The organism is Nostoc sp. DSM 114161, assembly GCF_052692665.1.
In genome coordinates this window covers 380,881-398,696 of record NZ_CP195141.1, presented here as the reverse complement: position 1 = coordinate 398,696, position 17,816 = coordinate 380,881, and the positions used below count along the sequence as shown (strand labels likewise).

General features: G+C 41.2%; 16 protein-coding genes. 12 read left to right on the top strand and 4 right to left on the bottom strand.

Going from position 1 to position 17,816, the window contains the following annotated elements; translation table 11 throughout:
- Positions 1 to 25 precede the first annotated feature (25 nt).
- A complete protein-coding gene (locus NSTC745_RS01770; protein WP_445635620.1) occupies positions 26 to 2,566 on the bottom strand; it encodes a beta strand repeat-containing protein in 2,541 nt (846 codons plus the stop codon).
- A 361-nt stretch (positions 2,567 to 2,927) separates the two neighbouring features.
- On the opposite strand from NSTC745_RS01770, the gene NSTC745_RS01765 reads away from it, so the two are divergent.
- The gene (locus tag NSTC745_RS01765) at positions 2,928 to 3,728 is read left to right on the top strand and encodes a PhzF family phenazine biosynthesis protein (RefSeq protein ID WP_445635619.1); all 801 of its coding nucleotides are present in this window, start codon (positions 2,928 to 2,930) and stop codon (positions 3,726 to 3,728) included.
- 59 nt (positions 3,729 to 3,787) lie between these two features.
- Positions 3,788 to 4,234 (top strand): DUF4332 domain-containing protein, encoded by a 447-nt coding sequence (locus NSTC745_RS01760; protein ID WP_445635618.1) that lies wholly within the window; start codon positions 3,788 to 3,790, stop codon positions 4,232 to 4,234.
- 170 nt (positions 4,235 to 4,404) lie between these two features.
- On the opposite strand, the gene NSTC745_RS01755 is transcribed toward NSTC745_RS01760, so the two are convergent.
- Complete coding sequence (locus NSTC745_RS01755) at positions 4,405 to 5,019, bottom strand: TetR/AcrR family transcriptional regulator (protein WP_445635617.1); 615 nt, start codon at positions 5,017 to 5,019, stop codon at positions 4,405 to 4,407.
- 331 nt (positions 5,020 to 5,350) lie between these two features.
- Between NSTC745_RS01755 and NSTC745_RS01750 the strand changes: the two genes are divergently transcribed.
- The 10 genes from NSTC745_RS01750 to NSTC745_RS01705 all read left to right on the top strand — a co-directional run bounded on the left by NSTC745_RS01750 (position 5,351) and on the right by NSTC745_RS01705 (position 14,388).
- Positions 5,351 to 6,958: a M16 family metallopeptidase gene (locus tag NSTC745_RS01750; RefSeq protein WP_445638509.1), complete on the top strand. Its 1,608-nt coding sequence runs from the start codon at positions 5,351 to 5,353 to the stop codon at positions 6,956 to 6,958.
- Between the two features lie 68 nt (positions 6,959 to 7,026).
- Entirely contained in the window at positions 7,027 to 8,511 is a 1,485-nt protein-coding gene (locus NSTC745_RS01745) for a M16 family metallopeptidase (protein WP_445635616.1), read from the top strand.
- Positions 8,512 to 8,866: 355 nt separating this feature from the next.
- Complete coding sequence (locus NSTC745_RS01740; RefSeq protein WP_445635615.1) at positions 8,867 to 9,130, top strand: hypothetical protein; 264 nt, start codon at positions 8,867 to 8,869, stop codon at positions 9,128 to 9,130.
- Between the two features lie 568 nt (positions 9,131 to 9,698).
- Positions 9,699 to 9,929 (top strand): hypothetical protein, encoded by a 231-nt coding sequence (locus NSTC745_RS01735; protein WP_445635614.1) that lies wholly within the window; start codon positions 9,699 to 9,701, stop codon positions 9,927 to 9,929.
- Between the two features lie 166 nt (positions 9,930 to 10,095).
- Positions 10,096 to 10,332 (top strand): hypothetical protein, encoded by a 237-nt coding sequence (locus tag NSTC745_RS01730; protein WP_445635613.1) that lies wholly within the window; start codon positions 10,096 to 10,098, stop codon positions 10,330 to 10,332.
- Between the two features lie 166 nt (positions 10,333 to 10,498).
- Complete coding sequence (locus NSTC745_RS01725) at positions 10,499 to 10,729, top strand: hypothetical protein (RefSeq protein ID WP_445635612.1); 231 nt, start codon at positions 10,499 to 10,501, stop codon at positions 10,727 to 10,729.
- Between the two features lie 169 nt (positions 10,730 to 10,898).
- On the top strand, positions 10,899 to 11,132 hold the full coding sequence (locus tag NSTC745_RS01720) for a hypothetical protein (RefSeq protein WP_445635611.1): 234 nt from the start codon (positions 10,899 to 10,901) through the stop codon (positions 11,130 to 11,132).
- 409 nt (positions 11,133 to 11,541) lie between these two features.
- A complete protein-coding gene (locus NSTC745_RS01715) occupies positions 11,542 to 12,720 on the top strand; it encodes a phosphotransferase (RefSeq protein WP_445638508.1) in 1,179 nt (392 codons plus the stop codon).
- A 109-nt stretch (positions 12,721 to 12,829) separates the two neighbouring features.
- Positions 12,830 to 13,927, top strand: coding sequence for a T3SS effector HopA1 family protein (locus tag NSTC745_RS01710; RefSeq protein WP_445635610.1), 1,098 nt, complete (start codon positions 12,830 to 12,832; stop codon positions 13,925 to 13,927).
- A 167-nt stretch (positions 13,928 to 14,094) separates the two neighbouring features.
- Complete coding sequence (locus NSTC745_RS01705) at positions 14,095 to 14,388, top strand: HetP family heterocyst commitment protein (protein WP_445635609.1); 294 nt, start codon at positions 14,095 to 14,097, stop codon at positions 14,386 to 14,388.
- Positions 14,389 to 14,717: 329 nt separating this feature from the next.
- Here the strand turns inward: NSTC745_RS01705 and NSTC745_RS01700 are convergent, their stop codons facing one another.
- Positions 14,718 to 15,542: a peptidylprolyl isomerase gene (locus NSTC745_RS01700; RefSeq protein ID WP_445635608.1), complete on the bottom strand. Its 825-nt coding sequence runs from the start codon at positions 15,540 to 15,542 to the stop codon at positions 14,718 to 14,720.
- Positions 15,543 to 16,169: 627 nt separating this feature from the next.
- A complete protein-coding gene (locus NSTC745_RS01695; RefSeq protein WP_445635607.1) occupies positions 16,170 to 17,717 on the bottom strand; it encodes an HlyD family efflux transporter periplasmic adaptor subunit in 1,548 nt (515 codons plus the stop codon).
- Positions 17,718 to 17,816: the final 99 nt, after the last annotated feature.

Sequence of the window (17,816 nt, the reverse complement as noted above, 5' to 3'; positions counted from 1 at the left end):
GCATCAAAGTTGCAAAAAGTTAGGTTTAGACAATACTGAAATTAGCGGCAGTCAAGGTGGTGGTGTTAATTCCAGTCAGCGTTGCCAAAATTTCGTCAGTAGCAGTGACGATAATTTTGTGACCGGAAAAACTGAGTTGATTGAAGGTCAAACCGCCAGAAAGTGCGATCGAGTCAGTGCCTTTGCAGAAATCAGTAATAGTATCAGTACCTTGTGTAGCAGCCAAGACAAATTTATCTTTGCCGTTGCCACCTGTGAGGGTATCGTTACCAAAACCGCCGGACAATAGATCGTTACCATTGCCACCTGTGAGGGTATCATTGCCATTGCCACCATTGAGGGAATCTTTGCCATTGCCTCCCTTGAGGTAGTCATTGCCAGGGGTGCCGTTGAGGCGGTCGTTGCCGTTGCCACCAAAAAGGCGATCGCCCACTTGCACAGTTACCTTTGCAGTACTTGTAAGTTCGCCATCAGCGATAGTGTAGTTGAAGCTAGCCGCACCACTAAACCCGGTAGTTGGGGTAAATAGGATAAAGTCATCTGCTGTGTTATTGGGAGTGCCGTTATTTTTCAGTACCGCAGTCCCATTAGCCGCACTACTGACACCAGTGATGTTGAGGTTGGTGTTATCAATGTCAGTATCGTTACCCAGCAGAGTATTCGCTTGGATAGACACAGCAGTATATTTGGCAGCAGTAACAGTATCATGAACTGCAACTGGTGCATCATTCACTCCGGTAATGGTCAGGTTGACGCTAGCTGTACTGGTAAAGCTGCCATCGCTGATTGTGTAGGTGAAGGTGTCGCTGGCAGTTTCGCCTACAGCCAAAGTTTCAAATTGAGCGTTGGGGTCGTATCCGAAGAAGCCGTCACCATAATTGAAAACCTGAGCACCAGAACTCAGGGTAATAAAATCGGCAACGTTTACACGGCTACCATTGATATTTGTCACCGTTAAGGGGTTGCTATCGGGGTCGCTGTCGTTGGCTGAGACCGGAATGTTAATGATGGTTTCTTCATCAGTGGTAGCGGTGTCGGTAACTGCAACTGGAGGTCGATTAGGAGCCGTGGTTGTTGCAAAGCCAAAAATTACGTATCTCTCTCCATCTGCTATAAAGCGTGAGGAGAAAGTTTCTCCGATACTCAGGTCATCAAAGCCATCACTGTTAATATCTCCTGCGCTACTGACGAAAGAGCCAGAAAAGCCTCCATTATCAATTCCGTTAATTACAAAGCCATTGCTGCCATCCAGCGACGAGAGATTGAGACTAGCTCCAAAGCCACTGCTGCTGCCAAAGACTATGTAGCTCTTCCCAGACCCAGTAAAGTCCACACCGTTATAACTAGCACCTTTTGTGCCAATAATCACGTCATCGAAACCGTCACCGTTGAAGTCTCCGGCACTGCTGACGGACGAGCCTGAGAAATCACGCTCATCAATACCGTTAATCGCAAAGCCGTTACTGCCATCTAGCGATGAGAGGTTGAGACTAGCTCCAAAGCCACTGCTACTGCCAAATATCACGTAGCTCTGTCCAGCATATGTCTGAGCGTTGGCATCGGCAGTAGGGGCGCCGATAATCACGTCGTCGAAACCGTCACCGTTGAAGTCTCCGGCACTGCTGACCGAGAAGCCCAACGAATCTGCATTAATGCCGTTGATGGCGAAGCCGTTGCTACCATTTAGTGATGAGAGATTGAAACTAGCTGCAAAGCCACTGCTGCTGCCAAAGACTATGTAGCTCTCACCGTTGGGGTCGGCACCTCTTGCGCCAATAATCACATCGTCAAAGCCGTCACCGTTGAAGTCTCCGGCACTATTGACCGAGAAGCCTGATTGGTCATTAGCACCAATACCGTTGATGGCAAAGCCGTTGCTGCCGTCTAGGGACGATAAATTCAGGCTAGCTGCAAAGGCACTGCTGCTACCAAACACTACGTAGCTTTGCCCTGCATTATACTGACCGCTGGGGTCGCCATAGCGTGCCCCTATAATTAGGTCATTGAAGCCGTCGCCGTTGATGTCTTTGGCATTGCTAACGGAAAAACCTGAGAAATCAGAAGCGTCAATGCCGTTAATGACGAAGCCGTTGCTGCCATCGAGGGACGAAAGGTCAAAGCTAACTCCAAAGCCACTACTGCTGCCAAACACTACGTAGCTTTGCCCTGCACTATACCGATCGTTAACAGAGGCATTGGGCGCTCCGATAATTAAGTCGTCGATGCCGTCACCGTTGATGTCTGTGCCACTGCTGACGGAGGAAGCTGACCTATACTCTATTACTGGATCGATACCATTGATGACGAAGCCGTTGCTGCCGTTAAGGTCAGAGAGATTTAGAACTGAACTAAAGCCGCTGCTGCTGCCAAATACGACAAAGCTCTCTCTGCTCCCTGAACCATAACCAGCAAAGGGCCCGCCGATTATTAGGTCGTCGATGCCGTCGTCGTTGATGTCTCCGGTACTGCTAACAGATCTGCTCAAGTTCAAGTAAGAACCACGGATTACAAACCCATTACTCCCGTTTAAGTCAGACAGGTTAAAAACTGCTGGATTAAGTGCCATTATTGTTGATTCCTCTTTTTATTTTGCAATCAACTAATTAACTAAGTTGTATAAAAGTAAGGCTAGAGGCTCTTACTAACAGCAAATTGTTTCCGCAAAATAAACGATCGTTAGTTTATACAACTTAGTCACATGTACAATTTAATACGGTATATTTTATATTTGTCTGTTCAGAGTAAATTAATACATTAGTCAAATTTATGTAAAACTTATCTTCAGCTACCCTGGTTATATCTATTTTTATAAATCAACTATTCCACATTAAAAAAAATTACAATTCATCTATCTAAATTCTTCTTTTAAAGAATATTTACTTTTTTATGATTTTTGATTTTTAATTTTCTACTTTGGAAGTAATTTCATGGGACAAATCATTACTCAAGTTGACGCTTTCACTAATACACTGTTTGCTGGAAATTCTGCGGCTGTATGTGTTTTGGCTAATCCTAAAGATGATATTTGGCTGCAAAACGTGGCGCAGGAAATGAATTTATCTGAGACGGCTTTTTTGGTTAAACAAGATGATGGTTTTAATTTGCGGTGGTTTACGCCGACGGTGGAGGTACCGCTTTGCGGTCACGCAACTTTAGCTAGTGCCCATGTACTTTGGTCAGAAGGACATTTGTCAACAAACGAAGTTGCGCGTTTCTATACTAAAAGTGGAGTACTTATTGCGAAGTTACAAGGTGAGTGGATTGAGTTAGATTTTCCTGTGAATCATTCAAAATCAACGATCGCTCCTCCAGAACTTAGTCAAGCTTTGGGCGTACCATATAAATCTGTATTGCAGAATTCACTAGGCTATTTAGTAGAACTAGAATCTGAAGAATTAGTGCGGCAAATACAGCCCAATTTTCAGCTACTAAAAACACTGCCTATTTCTGATGTTATTGTTACCAGTATTGCTGAGCCGGATTCCCAATATGATTTCGTTTCCCGCTTCTTTGCCCCAGGATTAGGTATTAATGAAGACCCAGTAACAGGGGCGGCTCATTGTTGTCTTGCGGCATTTTGGCGCGATCGCTTGCACAAAGATCGATTTTTAGCTTATCAGGCTTCGAGTCGGGGTGGCGTGGTGAAAGTATATTACGATGGGGGCGATCGCGTTTTGCTTGGCGGACAAGCAGTAACTGTTTTACGAGGCGAATTAATTACCGCTTAAACTGACACTAGAAATTAATTGTCAGAATATGTAAATCAGCCTATGTTTTAATTTTAAAAATGTCCGCTAAACAGAAAAACCATAGAAGTCCTGTCACATCTAGTGACTGGCCGATTGAGCAATTACCAGGACTCACCCAAGAAGAACAATCCCGACTGCGAAATTGTGAAATCAATACTACAGCAGCGCTAGTCAAGCACGGAAAGACTCCACAGGCAAGGCTGATGTTAGCAAATAAACTTCAAATCCATATTCAGTATGTGAATAAATGGATGGCTTTGGCTGACTTGGCACGTATTCCCAGCGTTGGAACCCAATACTGCGGTTTATTGCTCCATGCGGGTATTGGTTCTGTGGCACAGTTAGCTCAAACTCCTACTCACAGATTACACAAACAGATTTTGCGCTTGCAAGTAGCAACAATGCAGCGACGAGATTTGTGTCCAGCGATTGAGTTAGTAGAACGGTGGAGTCAGGAAGCGAGAATAGTGGGGAGTGGGGAGTAGGGGGGCATTGAAAAGTGTGGGAGGTGTGGGACGAGAGGGGTGGGAGGTGTGGGAGGTGTGGGAGGTGTGGGAGGTGTGGGAGGTGTGGGAGGATGGTGAAGAAATTTTTCCCCCCTCTCTCCCCACACTCCCCACACTCCCCACACTCCCCAGTCCCCAGTCCCCAGTCGCTAATCCTTTGCCAATACTCCATTGAGAAAGATATCAGCCAGTCCTTCTGCCATTTGTTGCATTTCTTGGGGGGAGGCGTCTGGTTCCATGAGGGTGTTGTTGGAAAAACCTGCGATCGCAAACATTCCTAAGAAAACTTTGGCGACTAGGTTGGCGTCCATTTGGCGATAAATGCCTTTATCCATTGCTGTTTGAAAGAAGGCTTCAGCAACATCCGTCATTTTAGTAATGACTTCTAATTGAATGCGATCGCGCAAATCGGAATGAAATTGCACTTCCATGAAACAAACACGCATCAAATCGGCATTTTTCTGAAAATTCCACATCCGACGGCGCATCACTTGAGCTACTGCTTTATAGCTACCCATTTCACTTAATTCTGTGAGCAGATCCGTCAAAATCTCCACCCATCCATTTGTAGCTACTTCTACCAAAATTGCCTTTTTATTAGGAAAATGGCGAAATAGAGTGCCTTCAGCTACACCTGCTGCCTGTGCTAAATCACGGGTGGTAGTGCCATCAAATCCCTGAGCGGCAAACAAACGTTGTGCTGCCTGTAAAATGCGGGTGCGCGTCTGAGCCTCTGAGGGCGGGGGAGAATTAAAAACTCGCATAATTGTTATGGTGAAATATCCGGTGCCGGACTTGTAGCATTATTGTCTAACATCAAGTACAAAAAGCCGAAAAACCTTAATACAACATTAACGCTCTATTTGCTAAGTAGCGTATTTCTTCGGTAGTGTAACTTTATCTTAATTTTGGCTTATGAACAAACTCTGTCGGTTGATTTTCGATTTGAAGTCGCACCTTTGGGGCGCTAGAAACGTAACTTGGATTTTGGATTGGTTGAAGAAAGTATCAGTGACATCGCGTCGGCTGTTTAGAGAACTCCAACAAATAAATTCTTCAATGTTGTGGGGTGGGCATCTTGCCCGCCCAGTGGATATGGCGGGCGAGACACCCACTCCACAAAACTTAATTGGATATTTTTTGATTTGTAAGTCTCTTGTCGCCTTGTTGGCTGCGATCGCCTTTTGCTGGGGATTAAACCCAGAAATTGCTCTGGCTCAAACTCAAACAATATCTCCACCAGCTAAAACTCAAACGCCAGCTGCGACTTCGATTCAACCTTATCTCGATCGAGTCATCAAGGAGTTAACGGAGTTTCGCTTAGATAATGGTTTGAAGTTCATTGTTCTGGAACGACATCAAGCACCTGTAGTTTCTTTTCTTACCTACGCTGATGTCGGTGGTGTGGATGAGCCGGATGGTAAAACAGGTGTAGCGCACTTTCTAGAACATTTGGCGTTTAAAGGGACGACGCGCATCGGTACGGAAGATTACAAGGCAGAAAAACCACTACTAGAACGCCTAGACAAGTTAGATGCCCAAATTAAAGCAGCGAAAGCTGATGGCAAAAAGGATGAAGTGGCGCGGTTGGAAGCTGAGTTTAAGCAAGTGGAATCCCAAGCCGGGAAGCTAGTGAGGCAAAACGAACTGGCGCGAATTGTGGAACAAGCGGGAGGTGTGGGTTTAAATGCCACTACTTCCAGTGAAGCCACACGTTACTTTTACAGTTTTCCTGCTAATAAGTTGGAACTTTGGATGTCGCTGGAGTCGGAGAGATTTCTCGACCCTGTAATTCGTCGTGAGTTTTATAAAGAGAGAGATGTCATTTTAGAGGAGCGACGGATGCGGGTGGATAATTCACCCATTGGGGCGATGTTGGAGAAATTCATTGACACTGCCTACAAGGTTCATCCCTACAGGCGTCCGGTGATTGGTTACGACCAAGATATCCGTAACTTAACACCAGAAGATGTAGAAAAATTTTATGACGCTTATTATGTACCAAATAATTTAGCGATCGCCATTGTCGGAGATGTCAATCCCACCCAAGTGAAAAAACTCGCACAAACTTATTTTGAACGCTATCAAGCTAAAGCTAAAGCTACTCAAAAAATTTCTGTGGAACCGCAACAAAAACAAACACGGGAAGTTACTTTAGAACGACCTTCTCAACCGTTGTATTTGGAAGGCTATCATCGTCCCTCAGTTAATCATCCAGATAATGTAGTCTACGAAATGATTGGCAGTTTATTAAGCGATGGGCGCACTTCCCGGCTGTATAAATCTTTGGTAGAAAAGCAGCGTTTGGCGCTCAACGCCCAGGGTTTTAGCGGGTTTCCTGGGGATAAATACTCAAACTTGATGTTGTTTTATGCTTTGACTGCTCCCGGTCATACGGTTGATGAATTGGCGATCGCTTTACGCCAGGAAATTGAGAAATTAAAAACTGAACCTGTAGCGCCGACTGAGTTAGAACGAGTCAAAACCCAAGCAAGGGCGGATTTATTGCGTAGTTTGAAGTCTAATAGCGGAATGGCTGAGCAATTGCTGGAATACGAGGTGAAAACTGGCTCTTGGCGGAATTTGTTTAAGGAGTTGGATGAAATTGCGGCGGTAACTCCTGGCGATATTCAGCGGGTAGCAAAAGCGACGTTTACGCTGGAAAATCGCACGATTGGTAAGCTGTTGTCGAAACAAGGATGAAAAACGAACCGCAAAGGACGCAAAGGAAGAGAGATATGGAAAGGTATAAGGGTAAGGGTAAAAGGAAGATGGCTCTGAAAATCCCTAGTGGGAAGAAGATTGTTTCTGCGGTGGTTGTGGCTTTTGCCTTTTTACTTTTTACTTTTAATTTTTCTGTTGCAGCAACGGCACAGGCGAAACATTACACTGAGTTGCAGCTGCCACCGCTACCTGAGGTTAAGTTACCCAAGTACGAGCGGTTTGTACTGCAAAATGGCTTGGTTGTCTATTTGATGCAGGATCGCGAATTACCTTTGGTGAAAGGTACCGTGTTGGTAAGGACTGGGAATCGTTTGGAACCGTTGGAAAAAGTCGGGTTGGCTGGTTTTACAGGCGCGGTGATGCGGACTGGAGGAACTACCAAGCATTCGGGCGATGAATTAAATGAGATATTAGAACAACGAGCAGCGTCGGTGGAAACTAGTATTAGTGAAACTGCTGGTAGTGCTAGTTTTGATGCCCTCAGTGAAGATTTAGAAACGGTGTTTGGGTTGTTTGCTGAGGTGTTGCGATCGCCTGTATTTGCTCAAGAAAAGCTAGATTTGGCGAAAACCCAAGCTAAGGGTGCGATCGCGCGGCGCAATGACGATCCAAATGGCATTGCAAATCGAGAATTTCGCAAATTACTTTATGGCAAAGATAGCCCCTATGGTCGTACCACAGAGTATGCAACGGTGGAGCGAGTTACCCGTGAGGATTTGCTCAAATTTTATCAGCAATACTTCCACCCAAATAATATGATTTTGGGGATTGTGGGGGATTTTGACCCGAAAAAAATGCGATCGCTCATTCAAGCTAAATTGGGCGATTGGAAACCCAACCCCAAAATCGCTAAACCCCAATTACCGGAGGTTTCCCCAGCCAATACTAGCGGAGTGTTTTTTGTGAATCAGCCGCAACTAACACAAAGTAGCGTGTTGATTGGACATTTGGGCGGACGGTTTGACAGTCCAGATTATCCAGCACTGAATGTGTTGAATGAAGTGTTAAATGGATTTGGCGGACGCTTATTTAATGAACTGCGATCGCGCCAAGGTTTAGCTTATTCTGTATACGGCTTCTGGAGTCCGCGTTACGATTATCCGGGGATGTTCGTTGCTGGCGGACAAACGCGATCGGATGCTACAGTGCAGTTTGTCAAAGCCTTAGAAGCTGAAATTAAGCGCATTCAAGCCCAAAAAGTGACAGCAAAGGAATTAACTTTTGCTAAAGAATCCACACTCAACTCCTTTGTTTTCAACTTCCAAGACCCCGCCCAAACCTTATCGCGGCTGATGCAGTACGAATATTACGGCTACCCGGCTGATTTTCTGTTTCGCTATCAAAAAGCCGTCGCCGCCACCACAGCTGATGACGTGCAACGCGTAGCACGAGAATACCTTAAGCCAGAGAATATCGTCACTTTAGTAGTGGGGAATCAAACCGCCATTCAACCGCCCTTGACGCAATTAGCTGCACAGGTAACACCAATAGATGTGACGATTCCCGACTTACAACCACAAGCGAAGAATTAGTTGCATAGATGCGATAATAGTGCGATCGGCACTAATACTTCGCCAAAAATAGGGAAAGCTGGAAAAAAAGCCGATCTCAAGTCTGTAACGCGATAACAAATTTTAGCCAAAGATAGTAGGGACACGATGAATCGTGTCCTTACACATATAAAAGGGACAGACAAATCAAACAAATTTAGTTCAATTTATTAGTTGTTAGGACAAAATTACCGGATTTTTGTCTATAAATTTAGCCTAAAAATATTGATTTCCTCTAATTGAGAAGCAAAATTATATAAGGAATAGTTTTGATATTTAATTTCAAAATTATTCACAATGATGTTATTTAACATTAAGTATTTCTGGAGTTGAGTCAATGGTTAGAATCCAAATTTACGATCTGTACCCTAGTACAGACAAAGAAGCGATCGATGAAATTAGTGCTGGAGAAATGAAAAGAGTAGAAGGTGGTGTAGTATCTAATTCGATGGGCAGACAGTTTTCCAACTCACTTGAGGGAAATAATCCATCCACTACAACTGAGTCTGAGTCATCACGAGCAAACTCGCTACAAGAAGTAAATGCGCTTTTGGATAACTTTAGACTAGAACTAGATAAAGTATTTAGGAAGTTGGTATAAGAGCCAATTTGCTAATTTATTTATGAGCAGAGTTTTGTTATTGAAGTTTTCTCTTATATTCGTGCGTTCTAATTATCCCTAATATTAGAACGCACTTTTTTATGAAAAGTTTTATTGAAGAATCCAGAAGTCATACTAAAAGTCCCTAACACCCCACCCCGGTTTTGTCTAAAACCAAAACCGCCCCTCCCCTTAGCAAGGGGAGGGGTAAAACGCTTATGGGATAAATAAGCTTTTGAGCTTAAGTTGACACGTATGCACAGCTGTAAAGCTCCTACCAAGGTATTTGTATCAAGCTTAAAGCCTTACTATTTGTAGTGCTAGCTATTAATAAGCTACATTCACCAGCATGACTTTAATTCAATTGAAGAATTTGGACTCCCGGTCTCTGAGTTATAAATTCTATTTTGATAAAGACTCAACTCATTGACATGTGTCTTTCTAAAGCCTTTCTGGAGCTTGACTTTGCTAATTCCATCAATAAAAATTGCAGTAACAGGTAAGGAAAGCAGAGCTTAATTACCCGTTCAACTAACCTGGTTTAAAGCAAGTTTTCTAAGAGGAAAAAATGGCAAATATTACTCTTTCTGAACTCTATGTTTCTGGTTCTGAATTGTTTGAAGGAACCGAAAGCTTTCTCAATGATTTAGGCGATGCTGAGTCCATCTCTGGTGGTAACTATGCCAATTTCAGCGACATTTCAAGCTTGACAAAACTAGCTGAAGCATATGTTGATACCTATGCTATCGGTCATGTCGCCTTCGTAGCTAAGTCCTACAGCCACGGTACATACTACTAATCGTTGAGTAGTAGTTACTCAGAAAAATAAATGGCTCTTTGGGGATGAAAAGTAGAAATTCACCTCTATTGTATGTCTGAAATTTCTTGATTAAGAATAATCCCCAAGAGCCAAATAGGTCAACTCAAATACAGCTTAATTACAACAAGAATTTGAGGAATAAATCATGGCAAATATTACTCTTTCTGAACTCTATGTTTCTGGTTCTGAATTGTTTGAAGGAACCGAAAGTTTTCTCAATGATTTAAACGATGCTGATTCCATCTCTGGTGGTTACTATAATGGATTTAGCGATATTTCAACTTTGACAAAACTAGCTGAAGCATATGTTGATACATATGCCATCGGTCATGTCGCCTTCGTAGCTAAGTCCTACAGCAGCACCGGTGCAGGATACTACTAATCGTTGAGTAGTAGTTACTGAGAAAGATAAATGGCTCTTTGGGGATAAAAAATAGAAAGTCACCTCTATTGCATGTCTGAGGTTTCTTGATTAGCAATAATCCCTAAGAGCCAAACCAATAAATTCAACTAGAGATTAATCACAACAAGGATTTGAAGAATAAGTCATGGCAAATATTACTCTTTCTGAACTCTACGTTTCTGGTTCTGAATTGTTTGAAGGAACCGAAAGCTTTCTCAATGATTTAAGCGATGCTGATTCCATCTCTGGTGGTAACTATGATGGATTCAGCGATATTTCAACTTTGACAAAACTTGCTGAAGCTTATGTTGACACATATGCTATCGGCCATATCACTTTTGTAGCTAAGTCCTACAGCAGCAGCGGTGCATACTAATAATCGTTGAATAGGAGTTACTGAGAAAGATAAATGGCTCTTTGGGGATAAAAAATAGAAAGTCATCTCTATTGAGAGTATGAGGTTTCTTGATTATCAATAATCCCCAAGAGCCACCCACATGAATTGAAAAAAAACCCAATTATAACAAGTGCTTGAGGAATAGGTCATGGCAAATATTACTCTTTCTGAACTCTATGTTTCTGGTTCTGAATTGTTTGAAGGGACCGAAAGCTTTCTGAATGATTTCAGCGATGTTGATTCTATCTCTGGTGGTAGCGAGTGGAGTGGATTTAGCGACCTTTCAACTTTGACAAAACTTGCTGAAGCTTATGTTGATACCTATGCTATTGGTCATATTGCTTTTATAGCTAAGTCTTACAGCAGTAGCAGTGCTGCCTAATAATTAAGTTGTAGTTGATTATTAAGTTATAGCAATCCTATTTGAGTTTAGAAATTAGTCGTGGAAACAGTTAATAGGCAATAGATTTTTTCACAAATGATTTAGGATTGCTATATAATAATCTGCTTTGATTTTTAAACTAATTTACATTAGTAGGGAATGCAGAGGTGATGAATACCGCCTGTACCGTAGTTTAGAATCATCCTGTTCCAGTTGACGGCGAGTTTATTCATCCAATCAAATAGGAACTATATAGTTGTTATTGAGTGTGGATTTGAGCTTAATTAAAGTGCGATCGCTAATTCAAAAAACGCTCAATTCACCGCGAGACATCCAGCAGAATACTAGTTTAGCAGCTTCTTCATTGGGTAATAGCAACTTTGAATTTTCCAAGGAAATATCTGACAATATGCCATTTTTATTAAGTTCTCAAAACGTATTTGATTACCTAATTTCTCTGGGATTATGTACTCAAGAAGAACAAAAATTGAGCAAAATCGAGCTAAAGCCTGCAAAAAATTTTAATTTATTGATCGCCTTACCAGAAGGTCAGCAACTTTTAGTTAAACAAGAGCGCCATAATCGAGAAGGAAAAGCTGTTGGCGAGTTTCTTGACGAATGGAGAATTCATAATTTTTTTCGCACTTTCCCAGAAATTAGCCATATTCGCTCCTATTGTTCGGAAGTCCTACATTTTGATGCAGAAAATTCCATCATTGTTTTTAATTATTTGAGTAATTATCGCGACTTGGCAGATTTTTACATCAAAGAGAATTCTTACCCCACTGAGATTGCCAAGGTAGTTGGCAGTGTTTTGGCATCGATTCATCGTCTAAGCCTTAGCCGTCCAGAATATCAAGAATTCTTTCAAAATCGTGAGAATGTATCTAGCCAAGAACCTCCAAACCTACATCAAGGACTTGATAGAATTACACCAGAAATTTACGGTAGAGTTCCTGGCGATGGATTGAAATTTTTCACCCTTTACCAACGTTACGATAGTTTAGGACAAGCGATCGCAAATTTGGCTAGCGCTTTTAGTCCGTACTGTTTGACTCATAACGATCTCAAGCTGAATAATATTCTGATTTCTCTCAATTGGGAACAAGCAACTTCTCAGGAATCGCTTTCAGGTGAGAGTGCGATTCGGCTAATTGACTGGGAACGTTGTGATTGGGGAGATCCAGCTAACGATTTGGGAAATTTGTTAGCCAGCTATCTGCAAATATGGCTGTATAGTATTGTCATTGGTAAAGATATAGCGATCGAACAGTCATTACGTTTAGCTACGACTCCTTTGCAACTTCTTCAGCCATCAATGGCGGCGTTAGTGGCTAGTTATTTAGCTGAATTTCCTCAAGTACTAGAACATCGTCCTGATTTCTTGCAACGAGTTATCCAATTTTCTGGTTTAGCCTTGATTAGATCTATTCAGGCGATACTTCAATATGAAAAGAGATTTGGTAATTCAGGTATCTGTATGCTGCAAGTTGCCAAGAGTTTATTGTGCCGTCCAGAAGCATCTATACCAACAATTTTTGGCGTGCAAGCATCAGACCTCTATCCAACAGATTTATCTCGTGTATAAAAACAAGTGGTCTGTCCCATTAATTCTGAGAGCTTATAGATCCCCGACTTCTTAAAGAAGTCGGAGATCTGAACACCCACAAGCCAGCAAAATTTACACAACAGCCATTATGCAACTATTAAATTCGCTACAAACTCAACTATCAGAAGTTCCAGAGCCATTGCAGACATCGTTACAAGATATCATTCATAAAGTTCAAATCCAATCTCATTATTGCATTCAGCACCCAGACTACAAACCAATGGAATTACCAGAGTCAGCAATTGCAGGCTTTCAGCAATTACCTTTGAATTTGCAAAACAAGTTTTTAAGTCTGCAATTGCGTAGTTTTCTCTATGGGATCTACTATAACGGTTCTTTAAAATCTGCTCTTGCTCCTGATGCAAATACAACAAATTTGGCGCTCAACCAAAATCTAGAAAATAACACTCTTTTGGGTGTAGATGTAGCTTTTTATGAACGCTTGCATGAAAGCAACAGAGGTGAAGGCTACTTTAGTAATGATTGGCTTGTAATTCAAGAAGAAGATGACATTTTGATTGTATATAAAAATGGTTTGAAACTACATATACAGCGTCATCTTCATTTGCAACCAGCGCAGCGAAATGCTACTGTTAATGACTTAGTTGCTATTAGAATGCCCAAGAATTTAGTACAAAACGGATTCTACATGGCAATTGGTAATGCAGCTTCTCATAGTAATGAAAATATTGTGCGCGTTTATTTCAATTTAACCGCAGAAGGAGCAGTTGCAGTTATGGATAGTTTGACTACCTTACTCAACTCTAGAGATATTCCTTTTTCGTTTAAAGCTCTCTACAATCCTTCAGACTATGGACGTTGTGATTCAGCAGTATTTTATTTTGACAAAAACAAATATGAGGTTGTTCAGCCAGTATTAGAAAGAGTGTATTTAGAAAATCAATCTTATTTTCAAGAACAAGTACCTTTGTTCACCAAATTCATCGCGCCAGGATTGGCGATCGCTGAAGAACCAGACCAAAAGTTTAGCATTCATGAAAGCTTCGGTACAAACCGCTGCCAAATTATTGCCAATGGTTTGCTTGATTGTTGGCTTGGAGGAAACGATACACCCGCAGAGCGGCTGACAGCAGTTTTAAAACATTTTTCTTTATATAAAATTGAATTACAACGTCCTTACCTGAATGCAAATTCTGAGGATATATACACTTCCTTGAACCTTTAAAAATACTCTTCGATTTGTTAGACAATTTTGGATTTTACATTTTAATCGAAAATGTAAAATCTAAAATTTAAACTTTTTAGATTCTGAATCCCAATTTAAAGATTGCCAGTTCTCAATACACAGTTTAATTACTGAGTAAAGCTAATTTTTGATTTTGAGGTAATTCTATGAATGAAGATTTTTCCGAATTTAATGAATCGTTTAACATTAAAAATCATTTCACGTCTCAACAATTAGAAGAAATTCTCAAAGCTGTGAGAGATGGCAAGTATTCTTGGGCTTGCCTTTTAATGCTCCGTTTTAGTGGGTTCAATCCTCTTGAATATATACCTTACCGTACTTACATTCGATTAATGAAAAGCAATTTTTTATTTAGCAAAACCGATAATCAAAATATAGGTTTTTTTCAAATAGAATCAACCTGGTTTCAACAGGGTAGCGATAAACATGGAGCGAACTAAAGCTTAAAAAAAGAATTCAGTAATCTAAGTCATTTATACCAATTCTCTATAAACTTGTACTCTTCTAACTACCTCTCTCTTCCTTGGCGTACTTCTCTTCGAGACGCTTCGCGTTCGCGAAGCGTTCCGCAGGAAAGGCGTACTTGGCGGTTTGTTTTTTCATATTAAGTGCATCTTCATGGAGAATTGGTATTACTAGGAAATTTAGACACGCCACTTGCTTTTTGTCCACAAAATTTAAATTTCGTGTAGTAAACGGCTCTAACCCTTCAGGGATAAAGCCGCTTAAGTAGACAATCTCAGCCTCAAAGTTAAGCACAAAGGTTATTTTAATTCTGAGTTATTACTTCTGAATTCTGACTCCTGAATTCTGGCTGCTCGATTACTAAATCTTTAGAGGTTTGAGAATTAACCACTGTGGTTATGTTTGCCGCTATTTCCATAGTGGTAATTTGTGTTTTTAACCAATTAGCAAATAACTCTCCTATGATTTGTAGCCGTCGCTGTTCATCCAATTGAGGTTTAATAATTTCCTCAACTGCAATTATATGTACTCCTTTGGGAGTGGTGATTGGTTTAAGAATTTGTGGAGGATTAGCAGCAAAGACCGCTGCTGCTATTTCTGGTCTAAAATCCTTGCGAAGACGTATTCCTTGATAGCCTCCAGCACGTCGTATTTCAATATTATCGATGTATTGGCGGGCGATTTCTTGGAAACTAATTTCGCCTTCTTGAAGAGCATAAAACAATTCTAGTGCTAAATCTTCGTCATCTAGGACGACTTCATAAGTTACTGCTCCGATGTAATCAAGTTGGTGGGCGTAAAAAAATGCTTCGACTTTGTTGGCAAATAAATGATTTGCTAATTTGGTAGATAATAAACTAGTTTCGACTATTTTTTCAAAGTCATCGAGAGAAATATAATGTTTTTCTAACCACGCCCAGGTATCTTCTGCCTTTATAAGTTGGTTGGCTAAACGGAGTCGATCTGCTGCGTTTTGTAGTTCTTCTAAATCAACTTCAATACCTGCGTGTTTAGCTTCATCTTCAACAATTTTTCGGCTGGCGATCGCCTCCAATATACTAGGTATTTGAAAAGACAGCTTAACATGGTCAAGAATATCCTCAGGAGAAACAGTCAATACCTTTGACATAATCTAATTCCTCCAATTATTGCCTACTTTAATAGGGCGTTTTGATTGTAATTGCAACTCTATTAATTATAGCTTTACTATTTTTTTTGGATATATTGTTAGACTTTTATTTGGAATAAAGTCTATAATTTTCTTTATTCTAGATATCAGGAATTATTGATATTTTTAAGACTTTTTAGTTTTAAATAAAATTTATTGCTAATATTTCAAACTATCTTAAGTAGAAGGACTAAATTAAACCTAATTTGAAATTACCGGGTTTCGACTGCGCGGAAGTTGAATCTCGACTTCTCTACGAGACGCTACGCGAACGCTCGATTACCGCGTAGTCGAAACTCAACCCTCTTTTAGTCAGGCTACTGAGCATTGAGCGGAGTCGAAATGCGTCTTCTAAATAATTGTGTCCACCTACTTAATAAACCTAAATGTAGGGTGTTTTATGCTGTAGATTAACACACCATCAATAATTCAAAATGCAGTGCTTAGCATCAACACACCCTACATTTGAATTACAAATTATGCTGTTTATGACAGCATTCTCAGATAAATGAAATACACAAGTAGGGGCGCACAGCTGTGCGCCCCTACGATAACCTTTACTTGTCTATATTTGTTGTAAATTAATTCCTAAAGCTCCAAACCACCTTGTTGCAACTTTTTAAATGGATCTAAGATAAAGTCCATTACCCGACGTTGGCGAATAACTACCTCTGCGGTTGCCGTTTGGCCTGGTGTTATGGGAATACGTCTGTTGGCGGTTTGGATATAAGGCTGAGATAGGGAGATTTCTAACTCATAGGTTTCGGTGTTACCTTGCTCGCTCCTCTGAACTTTTGAATCAGGTGAAATCCAATTAACGTGCCCTTGCACAACTCCATAGTCTTGGAAAGGATAAGCGTCAAATTTGACTTTAACTGGCATTCCCACCTTCAAAAAACCACTTTCTTGATTAGGTATCTGCGCTTTGAGAATTAGGGGAGTACCCTTGGGTGCAATTTGGGCAATTAATTGTCCCGGTTCTACTACTGAGCCTGGTTTTTGGATAGGTAATTCAAAAATTACCCCATCAACAGGCGATCGCACTATTCGTTGTTGTAATTGTAGTTTTAAGGATGTAATCTGGCTGCTCGTTTGAGCAATTTCTGATTGCACGCTAGTAATTTGGGTTTGTAAATCTTTTAGCTGTTCCTGATTTTTCAGCACCGCCAGTTTACCTGCTTGCACTAAACCGCGATAGCTACTTTGCTGTTCTTGCAGGCGAAGTTTGAAAAGTTGAATGTCTGAATAAGCTTGACTCATTAGCGAGTGATACCGGTTGAGTTCTTCTTTTAACCGCAACTGGGCTTGGGTAATATCTGATTTTGCTTGTTCTTGCAGGCGTTGGCTTTCTTCTGCTATTTTTTCGAGTTCCACAAGTTTGGTTTGGGGAATCGCCCCCTCTTGCAAAAGTTGGCGATAACGTTCGACTTCCGTGGAATCTCGGCTTAAACGACTCTGAGCTAATTTCTGGGCAATTTGGGTAGAACTGATATTTTGACTAGCCTGTTCTACTAGAGCTAGTTTTTCCAGTCGTTGTAAATTATAAGTACTTTGTTTAGCATCAAGGTTTTGCTGTGCTTGGCTAATTTGGGCGATTTTTTCCAATTCTTGAGACTTATTTTGCTGTTCTTGGACATTAATTGTCAGTAGAATTTGATTTTTGAGGAGATCGAGTTGCGATCGCCGATTTAATAAACCCTCTAGTTTTGTCTGCACCTGTTGTAGTTCCGATCGCAACACATCAGACTCCAGCTGAACTAAAACCTGTCCTGCTTTTACCGTTGCGCCTTCCTTGACATTTACAGCCGTCACGCTACCACTAACAGCACTATCCAATTGTTGCGTTGCTCCTTCTGGTTCCATCCGTCCTCTAGCACTTCCTGTCTCATCAACCTTAGAAAGCATCGCCCAAGGTATGACAATTGCAGCAAAGCCAATCAGTAAATACAACAAGGAACGCGTCCAAATTCTTGGTAAAGCATCTAAAAGTTCCTCAGTACCGTAAAACCAATCATTTATTTGAGATGTTTCCTGCGCTTGAGGATCGACAATAGTACTTTTGTCCTCAGTTAGGTAAAAATTAGCGTCCTTTTCTATGGCGAACGCCGATGATGAATTATTAGATGAGTTTGGCATAAAAATTGGAAAGGGGGCATTGGGCATTGGGCATGGGGCATGGGGCATTGGGCATGGGGCATTGGGTATGGGAATTGGGAACTATACGATCGGTACTAT

What these genes read in the sequence shown, in the direction of transcription:
- NSTC745_RS01710 (WP_445635610.1), top strand. Translation starts at nt 12,830, where the DNA reads ATGCAACTATTAAATTCGCTACAAACTCAACTATCAGAAGTTCCAGAG.
- NSTC745_RS01770 (WP_445635620.1), bottom strand. Translation starts at nt 2,566, where the DNA reads ATGGCACTTAATCCAGCAGTTTTTAACCTGTCTGACTTAAACGGGAGT.
- NSTC745_RS01735 (WP_445635614.1), top strand. Translation starts at nt 9,699, where the DNA reads ATGGCAAATATTACTCTTTCTGAACTCTATGTTTCTGGTTCTGAATTG.
- NSTC745_RS01760 (WP_445635618.1), top strand. Translation starts at nt 3,788, where the DNA reads ATGTCCGCTAAACAGAAAAACCATAGAAGTCCTGTCACATCTAGTGAC.
- NSTC745_RS01730 (WP_445635613.1), top strand. Translation starts at nt 10,096, where the DNA reads ATGGCAAATATTACTCTTTCTGAACTCTATGTTTCTGGTTCTGAATTG.
- NSTC745_RS01720 (WP_445635611.1), top strand. Translation starts at nt 10,899, where the DNA reads ATGGCAAATATTACTCTTTCTGAACTCTATGTTTCTGGTTCTGAATTG.
- NSTC745_RS01725 (WP_445635612.1), top strand. Translation starts at nt 10,499, where the DNA reads ATGGCAAATATTACTCTTTCTGAACTCTACGTTTCTGGTTCTGAATTG.
- NSTC745_RS01700 (WP_445635608.1), bottom strand. Translation starts at nt 15,542, where the DNA reads ATGTCAAAGGTATTGACTGTTTCTCCTGAGGATATTCTTGACCATGTT.
- NSTC745_RS01750 (WP_445638509.1), top strand. Translation starts at nt 5,351, where the DNA reads ATGGCGGGCGAGACACCCACTCCACAAAACTTAATTGGATATTTTTTG.
- NSTC745_RS01715 (WP_445638508.1), top strand. Translation starts at nt 11,542, where the DNA reads ATGCCATTTTTATTAAGTTCTCAAAACGTATTTGATTACCTAATTTCT.
- NSTC745_RS01740 (WP_445635615.1), top strand. Translation starts at nt 8,867, where the DNA reads ATGGTTAGAATCCAAATTTACGATCTGTACCCTAGTACAGACAAAGAA.
- NSTC745_RS01745 (WP_445635616.1), top strand. Translation starts at nt 7,027, where the DNA reads ATGGCTCTGAAAATCCCTAGTGGGAAGAAGATTGTTTCTGCGGTGGTT.
- NSTC745_RS01755 (WP_445635617.1), bottom strand. Translation starts at nt 5,019, where the DNA reads ATGCGAGTTTTTAATTCTCCCCCGCCCTCAGAGGCTCAGACGCGCACC.
- NSTC745_RS01765 (WP_445635619.1), top strand. Translation starts at nt 2,928, where the DNA reads ATGGGACAAATCATTACTCAAGTTGACGCTTTCACTAATACACTGTTT.
- NSTC745_RS01705 (WP_445635609.1), top strand. Translation starts at nt 14,095, where the DNA reads ATGAATGAAGATTTTTCCGAATTTAATGAATCGTTTAACATTAAAAAT.
- NSTC745_RS01695 (WP_445635607.1), bottom strand. Translation starts at nt 17,717, where the DNA reads ATGCCAAACTCATCTAATAATTCATCATCGGCGTTCGCCATAGAAAAG.